10 protein-coding genes are annotated in these 12478 nt (G+C 59.4%); 6 read left to right on the forward strand and 4 right to left on the reverse strand.

From position 1 onward, the window contains the following. Positions 1-39: 39 nt before the first annotated feature. Complete coding sequence (locus ABDK06_RS05985; protein ID WP_394939904.1) at positions 40-1713, reverse strand: LCP family protein; 1674 nt, start codon at positions 1711-1713, stop codon at positions 40-42. A gap of 110 nt (positions 1714-1823) precedes the next feature. After that, complete coding sequence (locus ABDK06_RS05990; protein ID WP_394939906.1) at positions 1824-3437, reverse strand: beta-N-acetylhexosaminidase; 1614 nt, start codon at positions 3435-3437, stop codon at positions 1824-1826. Between the two features lie 91 nt (positions 3438-3528). On the opposite strand from ABDK06_RS05990, the gene ABDK06_RS05995 reads away from it, so the two are divergent. Genes ABDK06_RS05995 through ABDK06_RS06005 form a run of 3 tightly spaced genes read left to right on the forward strand, consistent with a single transcriptional unit; the run spans position 3529 to position 5940 of the window. Then, positions 3529-3996, forward strand: a complete 468-nt coding sequence (locus tag ABDK06_RS05995; protein WP_394939908.1) for a hotdog fold thioesterase — start codon at positions 3529-3531, stop codon at positions 3994-3996. Positions 3997-4033: 37 nt separating this feature from the next. Beyond that, positions 4034-5335 (forward strand): phenylacetate--CoA ligase PaaK, encoded by a 1302-nt coding sequence (paaK, locus tag ABDK06_RS06000; protein ID WP_394939910.1) that lies wholly within the window; start codon positions 4034-4036, stop codon positions 5333-5335. Further along, positions 5332-5940 carry a TetR/AcrR family transcriptional regulator gene (locus ABDK06_RS06005; RefSeq protein ID WP_394939913.1) on the forward strand — a complete coding sequence of 203 codons (609 nt, stop codon included), beginning with the start codon at positions 5332-5334 and terminating at the stop codon, positions 5938-5940. The genes paaK and ABDK06_RS06005 overlap by 4 nt, the downstream gene beginning before the upstream one ends. A 31-nt stretch (positions 5941-5971) precedes the next feature. Here ABDK06_RS06005 and ABDK06_RS06010 read toward each other — a convergent pair whose 3' ends face one another. Beyond that, the gene (locus ABDK06_RS06010; RefSeq protein ID WP_394939915.1) at positions 5972-6859 is read right to left on the reverse strand and encodes an alcohol dehydrogenase catalytic domain-containing protein; all 888 of its coding nucleotides are present in this window, start codon (positions 6857-6859) and stop codon (positions 5972-5974) included. Positions 6860-6970: 111 nt separating this feature from the next. Between ABDK06_RS06010 and ABDK06_RS06015 the strand changes: the two genes are divergently transcribed. From ABDK06_RS06015 to ABDK06_RS06025, 3 genes are all read left to right on the forward strand, one after another. After that, positions 6971-7381, forward strand: coding sequence for a winged helix-turn-helix transcriptional regulator (locus tag ABDK06_RS06015; RefSeq protein WP_394939917.1), 411 nt, complete (start codon positions 6971-6973; stop codon positions 7379-7381). Between the two features lie 241 nt (positions 7382-7622). Further along, positions 7623-9044: an MFS transporter gene (locus ABDK06_RS06020; protein ID WP_394940804.1), complete on the forward strand. Its 1422-nt coding sequence runs from the start codon at positions 7623-7625 to the stop codon at positions 9042-9044. Then, positions 9041-9475: a universal stress protein gene (locus ABDK06_RS06025; protein WP_394939919.1), complete on the forward strand. Its 435-nt coding sequence runs from the start codon at positions 9041-9043 to the stop codon at positions 9473-9475. Before ABDK06_RS06020 ends, ABDK06_RS06025 begins: the two co-directional genes overlap by 4 nt. Before the next feature lie 703 nt (positions 9476-10178). Here the strand turns inward: ABDK06_RS06025 and paaZ are convergent. Beyond that, complete coding sequence (gene paaZ, locus ABDK06_RS06030) at positions 10179-12317, reverse strand: phenylacetic acid degradation bifunctional protein PaaZ (RefSeq protein ID WP_394939921.1); 2139 nt, start codon at positions 12315-12317, stop codon at positions 10179-10181. Positions 12318-12478: the final 161 nt, after the last annotated feature.

Here is a 12478-nt window from a genome sequence, read left to right on the forward strand (position 1 = left end):
GCTCAGTGTTGCCGGGCCAAGCGATTCGCGGCGCTGAACTCAGCCCGGTGTACAGGCGCCGTTATTGGCCAGCAGCCCCACCAGGGTATCTTTCGCCCCGGCGTCACCGTTATAGGCAGCTACCGCTAGGCCTTGCAGGTACTCCTTGGTGATCGGAGGTCCCGGAGGCTTGCTCGGAGTGTTACTCGGCGTGCCGGGTGAGCTGCTGCTCGCCGGCGGGGAGGGCGGCGTCGTGCCGTTGCTCGCCGGCGGGGCGGAACTGCTCGGCGGCGTCGTGCCAGTCGTCGCGGTCTTACCGAGCAGCTGGGCTACCTTTTGCTGACTCAGCTTGAAATCAGGGTAGGTGGGGAAATCTGTCTGCCCCGGTACATCGGAGACCAGATCGGGCGGCCCGAGGATGAGTTTCTTCACCGGCTGGGATTGGGATTTGAGCGCCAGATCGATGAAGCTGCCGATCTGCGCGGTGGTGATATCCGACTCGATGATCTTAGTGCCGGCCTTCACGATCTCGGTGAACTTGGTGAAAAGCGTCAGCGGATTCATCTGCTTGATCATCGCCTGCACCACGCACTGCTGACGTTGATTTCTCGCGTAGTCGTTGACCCACTCACGCGAACGGGCGTACCAGAGCGCCTGATAACCGCTCAGCGTCTGCTCGCCGGGAGCTATCCAGCCCTCGGGCGGTTTATGTCCGCCACCGACGTTGTCGAGCGCCTCGCCGCTGATCGGCACCCAGTTACCGGCGTTGATCTTGACCCCGCCCATCAGATCGATGAGTTGCGAGAACTGGTCCATATCAGCGATCACATAGGCCTGCATCTTAATGCCCAGAATCGCACTGACGGTCTCCAGCATGGCCTGCCCACCGGGATCACCCACTCCGGGGTAGAGCGAGGAGTACTTTTCATTGACCTTGGAATAGAGATTGCCGATGATGCACTCATTGCCGCAGTTGAAAGCGCCGTCGGTGCCGTCGACGCCGTCACCAGTGGTGAGAGCGGCCTTCATCGGAGAGTCATCCGGGAACGGGGCGTTCTGCAGATTGCGTGGAATGCTCACCGTGAGGGTTGCTCCGGTTTCCGCGTCGACGCTGATCGCCATAATGCTGTCGGGGCGGCGTCCTACTCGATCTGATCCGGCGTCGCCGCCCATCATCAGGATGTTGTAGCGGCCATTGATCGGGTTCAGCGATGGCTTGGTATAGCTTTTATCGGGACCTAAGCTCTGAGAAGCGGAGAAGATATCTCCCAGAGCGTTGCGCCCAACGTTCAGCAGATAGGCTGCATAGGCCGTGCTGCCGCTGGTGAGCACCAGCAAGGGAACCAGCACCACGATGACGGCGGCCTTCATTCCGCCGTTGAGCTTGGGGAAGCGGATCAGCCGCAGCACGTCGATGAAGCTGAAAAGGTACCAGGCCGAAACCACCAGCAAGCCGATGATCAGCACCATGGAAGCGACGGGGTGGGTCACCAGATTGAAAAGCCAAACCCGGCTGGTCAAAGAGGAGAGGATCAGATAACTCCCGGCAGCCCAGATGAGCGCCGCGATGCCGAGGAAGAGCCAGCGGAGCTTACGCGGCCCGCGCAAGAAGTGCACAGCACCGGGCAGGAAAGCGTTGAGCACCAAGAGACCGAAGACCGCGCCCTTGGAAGGTACTGCCGTGATCGATCTGGGATGCCGAGGAACCGCAGGAGCAGCCGCACGACGTCCCATTTCACACCTTTCACGAAGGCCGATCGAAACACTCATCGATCAAGCTCGAAGTATTGTCGAAGCCGACCCCCACAGCGACCTTTTTCCTGACAGCCTACCGGATGAGCCTTTCAGACTGGCTTGCCGATAGCAGCCACTTTGGCTTTGAACTTGCTATAGCTTTCGCTTGGTTGCAGCGGATTCCAGATCTTCTGAGACATCGCCCAAAGCAGCGGTGTGACGCCGGCAGCCACTTGCGCCTCGGTCTGGGCGCCTGGATTCTCACTCCAGATGGAGAAGGCGGCACCTAGGACCGACGCCGTGACCGGAGCTGCCAGGATCTGCGGCTTTTCCGAACCGTCCTGCTGAGCGAGCGGCGAGAAGACGCCGACCGACCATTCGTTGTAGAGATCCTCGGCGGAGGGCGGATAGCCGTCCGCCGCCGCGTCGATGACGTAATAAAGGTAGGAGTCGGCGTAGTTGATCACCTGGTGGCCGCCATTCAGGAAAGCTTGCAAGGGCGCCATCGGCCAATCCCAGTTCGTCCAATGCGTCACCTGAATGCTGCTGTCCAGCTTGACCTTAGAGGTGAAACGGTAGAACTCATCGTTCCAGGCCTGCACCGTCTTGCCCTTGGAGCGCAGATAGCTGTTCAGCTCATTGGCATAGCCCACCAGGGCATCAGCAACTCGCGCACCGGCTCCGTAACGCTGCCGGGCATAGTCGAGCAATTGCTGAAAGTCATCATCCGCCGAGGGCAGGTCAACGTATTCGTCCATCCCGATATGCCAGGATGGTCCCGGGAAGAGCGGCAGGAACTCATTGATCAAATCCATCACCAGCGTTCGTGCCGCAGGCTTGGAGATGTCCAGGTTCTGCTGATGCACCAGTCCGTCGTTCTCCACCAAACGCAGCTCCGGGTGGGCTTTGAGAATGAACTTCATATGACTCGGTACATCCAGATCCGGTACCACCGTGACGTGGTACTTCGCCGCGAAGGCCACGATATCCCGAATGTCCTGCTGGCTGAGCCGCTGTGCGGACACCACCTCGGGATGGCTCAGGCTCTCGATCCGGAACCCCTCATCCTCGGAGAAGTGCAGTTGCAGGGTGTTCAACTTCATCCAGGCCAGGCTCTTGACCTGCTCCAGAATCCAGTTCTTGGTGTAGAACTTCCTGCCGATATCCAGGTTGAGGCTGCGCACCGGGCGATCCGGCCAGTCCAGAATGGTTCCGGCGGGCACTCCCTGAGTGGCCTTCAGGCTCTGCAAGAGCGAGCGGCTGCCGTAGAAGACACCGGCCGGGGTCACTCCGGTGATGCTCAGACTCTGTGCGGCGACCAGGCGATAGGCTTCCTGCCCGCTGCTCCCGGCCACACTGCCGAGACTCAGTAAGATATCTCCGGGCTGGGCCTGGGCGGCGGTGCCGCTGATCACGGGCACCGTCCCGGAAGCCGGTTTGACGATGCTCGCAAGCTCGGCGCTCAGTAGCTGGGCGTCGGCGTTCAGCGCCGTGCTGCTCGGATCAATCAAGATGCGCGGCGCCGCTCCGGGTTTCCAGCTAGCGGTGCCGTTAGCGGTGAACTGTCGAACCGAAGGAGCAATCGAAAGTGGTGTGGCGGCGGCCTGAGCCTGAGTCGTGGTCGGCTGAGTTGCCTGGGCCGGGCTCGGCGGAAGGACGAAAGAAGCGATCGCAGTGAGCAGCACGGTGAAGAGCGCGGCACCGGCGAGTCGGAAAGCGGCCATACTCATAGCTTAGGCGGCCCGGCAAGGCAGCTCTTGACCTTTGTCCGAATTCACGATTACCTAATGAACATTCGGTAAGTAATCATTGGAGATGATCGTGACGCATCCCTTGCTCGCCCACGATGCCGCCTCAGCCTGGCTGGGCGTGACCATTGAAGAGCTCTCCGAAGGCCACGCCACTTTGTCGATGACGTTGCGAGCCGAAATGATGAACGGTTTCGGCACCAGCCACGGCGGAATGATCTTCGCTTTTGCCGATTCGGCCTTCGCCTTCGCTTGTAATCCCCGGGATTCAGACGGCAGCACTCAGACAGTGGCTTCCGGGGTGGATGTGAACTTCCTGGCTCCTTCCTACGCCGGACAGAAGCTCTTGGCAGTGGCGAACCGGCGGGCCAGCAGCGGCCGCAGCGGGCTCTACGACGTCCAGGTCTTCGCCCTTCCGGCGACGGGCTCGGCTGCTGACTGCGGAGCTGACGACGTCGAACGGCAGTTGATCGCTGAATTCCGGGGACGCTGCCGAACCATTCCGACTAAGTCCGCCCAGCCCAGTGGCAGTTAATCCAGACCGCATCTCGCCAGGATCCACCAGAGAGGGCATGATGAGCGAACCGCTGAATTCCGAGACCGAGTTCTTCGACCGGGAAGCGATCGAAGAACTCCAGTTACGCCGGCTGCAGCGCACCGTGAGCTACGCCTACGATCGGGTGCCGCTCTACCAACGGAAGTTCGACGAGGCCGGAGTGCGCCCAGAAGATCTACGGAGCTTGGCCGATCTAGCTAAGTTCCCCTTCACCACCAAGGAGGATCTGCGCGCAGAGTACCCCTTCGGAATGTTTGCCGTTCCCCAGGCCGAGGTCTCCAGAATCCATGCCTCTTCGGGCACCACCGGTCAGCCCACAGTGGTCGGTTACACCCGCAATGATCTGCGGAACTGGGCTGACCTGGTGGCCAGATCAATGCGCGCCTCGGGTGCTCGACCGGGCCACAAAGTGCACATCGCCTACGGCTACGGCCTGTTCACCGGCGGACTGGGGGCGCATTACGGGGCTGAGTCGCTCGGTTGCACCGTGATTCCGATGTCCGGCGGGCAGACCGAGAAACAGGTCCAGCTCATTCAGGACTTCGAACCAGAGGTCATCATGTGCACACCGACCTATTTGCTGACCATTATGGACGCTTTCACTCAGCGGGGAGTCGACCCGCGCAGCACTTCCCTGAAATACGCGATCTGCGGAGCCGAGCCGTGGACCGAGGAGATGAGGCATGAGTTGGAAACCGGCCTCGATCTCAAGGCCTGCGACATCTATGGCCTCTCCGAGGTGATGGGGCCCGGAGTCGCCGGCGAATTCGTCGAAACCCAGGACGGCTCGCATCTCTGGGAGGACCATTTCCGCCCCGAGATCCTGGACCCGTTCAACCTGGAGACCGCACTTCCCGACGGCGAAACCGGCGAGCTGGTTTTCACCACACTGACCAAAGAAGCGCTGCCGGTCATCCGATACCGCACCAAGGATCTGACTCGTTTGCTGCCCGGTACAGCTCGCCCCGGCATGCGGCGGATGGAGCGAATCGGCGGCCGCACAGACGATATGATCATCCTGCGCGGAGTGAATCTCTTCCCCTCGCAAATCGAGGAAATCGCGTTGCGCATCCCGGCGCTCAGCCCGCATTTCCAGCTTGAAATTTCCAGGCCAGACAGGATGGATGAATTGACCGTGCGGATCGAACCACGCGAAGGCACCAGCTCCGCGGAACGAGACGCTGCCGCAATCCGGCTTCGGCAAGAAATCAAGGTGCAGATCGGTTCTTCGGCCCTGGTGGCCCTGGCGGAACCCGGCAGCCTGGCTCGCTCCAATGGAAAACTGCGCAGGGTCTACGATGTGCGAAACAAAGCATGAGCCAGGCCGATAAGGACGGCGGAATTCGCAGAGGGCGCCCCGGTTACGATCAGGAGACCGTGCTGCGGGTGGCGGTTGAGGCCTTTAACCAACATGGCTACGAAGCGACTTCGATGGGAGTGCTCGCCGAGAATCTCGGCATCTCGAAGTCCGCTATCTATCATCATGTGGCGAGCAAGGAAGAACTCCTGGAACTCGCTCTGGAGGAAGCCCTGGGCGGGTTGGAAGCCATCTTGAAAACTCCCGCTGAACCGGGCGGCCTTCCGGTCGACCGCTTGGAATACGTGCTCCGTGAAACCATCGCGGTCTTGGTTGCCAAGCTGCCCTATGTCACCTTGCTGCTCAGGCTGCGCGGCAATACCGAGATGGAACGCGGCGCCCTGGCTCGGCGTCGTGAATTCGACCGCCAGGTCTCTGCCCTGGTCGCCGCAGCGCAAGCGGACGGTTCGCTGCGTAATGATATTGACCCGCGGACCGCGGAACGCCTGCTCTACGGCACGATTAACTCCATTGTGGAATGGTACCGGCCGGGTGGCCCCCTGACGGCGCAGAAGCTGGCAGACGATGTGATCGCCATGCTCTTCGGCGGTCTCCGCCAGGGGTGAAGCAGCTAAATCAGCTGCCGGTAGCTCTAGTTCAGGGCAACAGAACCCAGCGCCCGCGCTGCCCGCCCCGCAGCAAGCGATCAGCCACCTCGGCAGCTTCACCGAAGCCGAAAGTACCCGCAATACGCAGATCCAGTTCACCATCGACGGCCAGCTGGAAGAATTCGGTAAGCCGAGGATCATTACCCGTCATCTGGACGACCCTGATCGAGATTCCGCGCTCTGATTCAGGGGAGTTACCTGGGATCACCCCAGAATAAGCGCCTCCGTCGTGAAGTGCACCGAGCGCTTTGGCCCCTAAAGCAGCCGCGTCGAAAACCGCATCGAAACCACCCACGGGGATCTCAGTGATGAACTCGGCCTCGGCAGATCGAATGAACTCTGCATCCGAAGGCCTTGCCAGGCCGCTGACTTCGAACCCTGCCCGGCGGGCCAGGCTGAGCGCGAAACCGCCCACCGCTCCGGCGGCGCCGGTCACCAGTAGCTTCCTGCCCTCCGCCGCGCCCAGTAAATCCAGCCCCTGGGCCGCGGTGAGCGAGTTCATCGGCAGGCTCGCCGCCTGCACCGCGCTGATGGTCTGGGGCAACTCAGCGAGAGCAACAGCAGGCAGCACAGCGTATTCCGCTAAGGTTCCATAGGGCTTCGCCATCCCGGCGGACTGCACCCCGGCCACCAGCGAACCGAGCCCGGTCTCCACACCCTCCCCCAGCTGGACCACTTCGCCCGCCACATCCCAGCCCAGGCCGACGTCCTGCACCTGGTCTAAGCCCATCGCTTGCAAATAGCCTCGAACATGGACGTCGACCGGATTGATGGATGCCGCGTGCACCTTGAGCAACACCTCTCCGGGTCCGGCTACCGGTGGTTCCAGTTCGATGACCCGCACGAGCGCGGATGCCTGATTGACGATTGCTTTCATCGATTCTTCTCCTTGACTAATGATGCTTGACCTGCACTAGATTAGTTGGGCTACTCTCTATTAGTAAGTACGAACTTTGAAGTGCCTACCGCTCCGAGAGGAAACCCCGATTTGCCAACCTTGACCATGGCGCAGCAGCGCCAACAGGCTAAAGCCTCCTACGATGCCTTTCTGGCGGTCTGCCCCAGCAGGCAGCTATTGAATAGAATCGGCGATAAATGGATTGCCCTGGTGCTATCGGCCCTGGATCAGGGCCCACTGAGATATTCGGAACTCAGCCGGCGAATTGCGGGGGTGAGCCAAAAGATGCTCACCCAATCCCTGCGGAATCTGGAGCGGGACGGTTTGATTCGAAGAACCGTAACTGCGTCCGTCCCGGTTCGAGTGGACTATGAAATGACCGATTTGGGGAAATCGCTCTACGTCATTGTCTTGCAGCTCAAATGCTGGGCGGAAAACAATATGGGCGTCATTCTGGCCCGCCGAGAGGAATTCGATTCGGCGAGCCAAGCCGCCAGCTGAAACGGAAAACTACCCCTAGGCAACCGAATAGGCGGAAAAACCGGTCGAGCAATACAGTTGTCAAGCCACTTTGCCAAGAGTATGTTGCTACCCAGCGAAGGGGAGATAAAGAGGTCTCCGACCCGCAGGCAAGTCCGAGGTGGCGGTAGCCGCTTCGGACTGAAACTCAAGGAGGAGTGCCGTGCCGAATACGCTCAGCAATGAGGCCCCACAGCCGATCCGCAGTGTGATCGCCGCCAGAATGGACCGATTGCCGTGGACCAAATTCCACTGGACCGTTGTGGTGGGCTTGGGAGTCTCGTGGATCTTGGACGGCCTCGAAGTCCAGATCGTGGCGCAAAACGGCTTCGCTACCGCCTTGGGTATGGATAGCGCTCAGATAGGCCTCACCGGAACCATCTATTTGCTGGGTCAGGTGGTGGGCGCCCTGTACTTCGGCCGTCTGGCGGACCGGCTGGGCCGGAAGCGATTGTTCATTCTGACCCTGGCGATCTATCTGGTGGCGAGCGGCATCGCCGGCCTCTCCACTGATATGTGGTTCCTCTGGGTGTTCCGATTCATCGCTGGGATGGGTATCGGCGGCGAGTACACCGCGATCAATTCAGCGATCGATGAGCTGATTCCCTCCAAATACCGTGGCCGGGTCGATATCGCCGTCAATGGCACTTACTGGGCAGGCGCCGCGCTGGGAGCAACCGCAAACATCTTTCTGCTCTCAGACGAGAGCTTTGCCAATAGCTGGGGTTGGCGGATCGGTTTCTTCATTGGACCAGTTTTCGGATTGATCATTATCTATCTGCGCCGACACATCCCTGAGAGCCCTCGTTGGATGGTGACACACGGAAAAGAAGTGGAAGCAACCAAGGTTGTAGACAAAATCGAAGCAGATATAACGAAGAAGGGTACCAAGCTCAGCAAAGTCACAGACGATCAAGCCATGCTGATCGCGCCAATGAAGAGCGTTCCTTTCGGCAAGGTGGTTCGGGTCTTCGTCCTGGAATACCCTAAGCGCACCTTCCTGGGGCTGAGCATGATGATCACTCAGTCGTTCCTCTACAATGCGATTTTCTTTAGTTATGCGTTGGTCTTGGAGAACTTCTATCACATATCGTCAGCTAACACAGGTTATTATATTTTTCCTTTTGCTCTTGGAAATCTCATAGGACCACTCCTGTTGGGGCCTCTTTTCGACACTATCGGCAGGCGAAAAATGATCTTCGCTACCTATGGGTTGGCAGCTGTAGTGCTCGCCATTTCAGCCTCTCTCTTCCAGGCGAATGTGCTCAATGCCACAACCCACGTCATCTTGTGGTGCATTGCCTTCTTCTTCGCCTCCGCCGGTGCTTCCTCTGCTTATCTGACGGTGAGCGAGATCTTCCCACTCGAGTTACGTGGGCAGGCAATCTCCTACTTTTTCGTTGTGGCCCAAATTGTTGGTTCTTTCGGCCCGACGATCTTCGGCGCTTTGATAGGAAAAGGAGACGATCGCGGACCGATCACCGGCGGTTTCTACCTGGGTGCTGCTGTGATGTTAGTCGGAGGCATCATTGCCTTAATCTTTGGCGTGAATGCCGAAGGCAAAGCACTTGAAGACATCGCGGATCCGTTGTCCAAGATTAAAGAAACAGAAGAACCACTTAGCGCGAAAGGAACTCAATCATGACGTTCATTGTGGTGGGGGTTAGCGCATCGAGCGGTTCGCCCGGCGCGCTTCGAATGGCCGCCAGAGAAGCTCAACTACGCGGGGTGCCTTTGATCGCCGTCCAAGCTTGGTCCGCACCGCGTGCTCCTTCGGCTTCCGCCGGAAGACCGCCCGCGGTGAACGTGGATTCGAATCAGCTGTTCAGCAACGCCGAACGCGCGCTGCGTGAGCAAGTAACGGAAACTCTTTCCGAACAAGAGGTGGAATGCCGACTAGTAAGAGGGACACCGGGAAAGGTCTTGCTCAACGCGTCCAAAGGCGCTGATTTGCTCGTGGTGGATGCGCCCCGAGGATCAGTTGCCGTAAGCTCGCCACTGCTGGCGCACAAATTGGTTTATCGAGCGAGTTGCCCCGTGTTGATCATGCCGCCTTCGCAAGCCCAAGCGGGGTAGCAACCCCATCCATAGGGTTGCCCGAGTTATAAGAAGCAATGCTCTGTAGGGCAAAGCGGAAGTTCCGAATGCCTTAGCTTTGGGCAATGCGAGTGCTCCCTAAAACGCTCATACTCTCTTTAATTATGGCTAAGAATATATCGAAACCTTGGAAAGACACCTCTTTAGGAGTAAATTAATCAATCGTTAGGGATAAATGCTTAAAGGAGAGCAAACATGAAAAAGAAGAAACTTCACACTGCTGCCATTGGTCTACTAATGCTCCTTGGACTGTCCACGCTTGCCATCCCTGTAGCACAAGCAGAGCCCGGTGGACAACGAGATCCACGTTGCGTAGCCTCCACCTCGGTTAACGGAAACTCAGTAACTTTTTATAACTCCACCTGTTACAAACTTCGCGGGGCTGTTTATTGTTTTTGGTCCTTCCCCAACCCACAGCCAGGAGGAGATCCAGCAACGTGGGAAGGATGGGAGTATGGAAATGAGGTTACTGGCAGCGGGACAAGCACCATTAGCTGCCCTGGCATATTTGTTGTGACCAAGCAAAGAGTTTGGCAGGCACTCGAAGGCAATACTTGGGCCACCAGAGGCACCTGGTAAATATCCTCAGAAAAACGACCCGATCTAATCGGACGAATTTCAAGCAAAAGTTTAGTGGTGAACTTTAAGCCTCAGCTAAACACTGTGACAGCTAGAGTCGGTTTCAGCCATTCAAAGCGACTTTAGCTGTCACAGCGTTGAGGGGATTTTGGGTTTTCGCCACCAGGGTCAGCACATCGTAAGTCGCCACGATCTCATCGTGCTGATTGTGCAGAATGGCATCCCAGCACACTTCACCGTATTCCTGATCTTCCCGGGGAGTGATCTGCTTGGCGGTCAGAGTGACCCGGAAGGAATCCCCCGCCGCGAGCGGCGTGATGAACCGAAGGTTCTCCAGCCCGTAGTTGGCCAGCACCGGGCCCGGTGCCGGCTCGACGAACAGCCCAGCCGCCCAGGACAGCAAAAGATAGCCGTGCGCCACAATGCCCGGGAAGAAGGGGTTTGCGGCTGCCGCTTCCTGATCGGTATGAGCGTAGAAGGTGTCCCCCGTACTGTTCGCGAAATCGGTGACGTCCTGCAGGCTGACTTCACGCAGTTCGGAGGCGAAGGCATCTCCGATCCGCAGCTCCGCGAGCGACTTGCGGAAGGGATGCACGACGTCGAAATGCCGGTCAGCGCCCGGATGCCAGACACCGGTCACCGCGGTGAGCATATTGGGGGAGCCCTGAAGGGCGGTGCGCTGCATATGGTGGTACACCGAACGGATGCCGCCGAGTTCCTCACCGCCTCCCGCCCTGCCTGGCCCACCGTGCACCAAATGCGGCACCGGCGAACCGTGCCCTGTCGAGCTCCGGGCGTCTTCGCGGTTCAGAACCAGCACCCGGCCGTGATGCGCCGCGATCCCGCTCACCAGCTGCTGCACGATCAGCGGATCGTTACTGCACACCGAGGCGACTAAGGACCCAGCGCCCAACGCCGCCAACCGGATCGCTTCATCGAGCGAGCGGTAACCGATCACCGAACTGACCGGGCCGAAAGCTTCCAGATTATGCACCTCGGGGGCAGCAGAATCCGCCCAGCTGAGTAGCACGGGCGACATGAACGCGCCGTCCCGCACAGCACCCTGGGAACCATCGAGCCGGGTGACAGACGGCGTCTCCAGCGAGCCGTAGGCCAGCTCACCTCCGGCGTCGAGCATGGTCTGCACCGCAGCGCGCACATCAACCAGCTGATCGAGCGAGGCGAGCGCTCCCATGGTGACCCCCTCCGCCCGTGGGTCCCCCAGCACGACCTTTTCCCGCAATCGCGCGGCGAGAGCAGCAATCACCTCATCCTTAATCGCCTCTGGCACAATGGTGCGCCGGACGCTGGTGCACTTCTGTCCGGCTTTAACGGTCATCTCGGTGACCACCGAACGCACGAAAGCCTCGAATTCCGGGGTGCCGGGCACCGCGTCAGGCCCCAGGATGGCTGCATTGAGCGAATCGGTCTCCGAAGTGAAACGCACCCCGCCGTAGACCACATGAGGGTGGGCTTTGAGCGCTTTGGCGGTTGCGGCGGAGCCGGTGAAAGCCACCAGATCTCGATAGTCGAGTTCATCCAGCAACTCGCGCGCGGAGCCGGAGATCAGCTGGATCGAGCCCGCTGGAAGAATTCCGGAATCCACCATCAGCCGCACCATCGCCTCGGTGAGATAGCCGGTGGGAGTGGCCGGTTTGACGATACTGGGCACCCCGGCCAGGAACGCCGGAGCGAATTTCTCCAGCATGCCCCAGACCGGGAAGTTGAAAGCGTTGATCTGAACCGCCACTCCCGGAATCCGGGTGTAGATGTGCTCTCCGATGAAGGATCCGTCTCGGGAGAGCACCTCGAGCGGACCGTCGATCACCAGATTGGAATTGGGCAGCTCCCGGCGTCCCTTCGAACCGAAGGTGAAGAGCACTCCGATGCCGCCGTCGATATCGACCAGGTTGTCGATCTTGGTGGCACCGGTCTTCGCCGAGATCTCGTAGAGTTCCGCGCGGCGCTCATTGAGGAACTGGGCGAGTTCTTTGAGTTTGAGCGCACGCTGATGAAAAGTGAAGTCTGCCAGGCTGCGCTGCCCGACCTCCCGGCCATAGCGCACCACCTCGGCCAGCTCGAGGCCAGCCGTGCTCACGTGAGCCAGCGGCTCCCCGGTGCTCGCATCGCGCACGGTGGGGGCATCATGCGGCGTTTCGGACGGCGTCCACCAAACGTCGCAGATATAGCTGGGGACGGTGCGCAGTACCGTATCGACACTGGTCATTTCGGCCTCGGTCATCGTTGACATTCCTCCAGGGCAAATCTTCAGCAGCGAATTACTGAACGATCGGTCGGTAATAACCCCATTCTAACCCAATCCAGCTGTCCCACTGAGTGTTACAGGAGTGCCGGAAGTGAAGAGAAAAACGCCACACCAGCCACTTACGTAACACTCGATGG

This window comes from Psychromicrobium ferritrahens, assembly GCF_043789415.1.
GTDB lineage: Bacteria > Actinomycetota > Actinomycetes > Actinomycetales > Micrococcaceae > Renibacterium.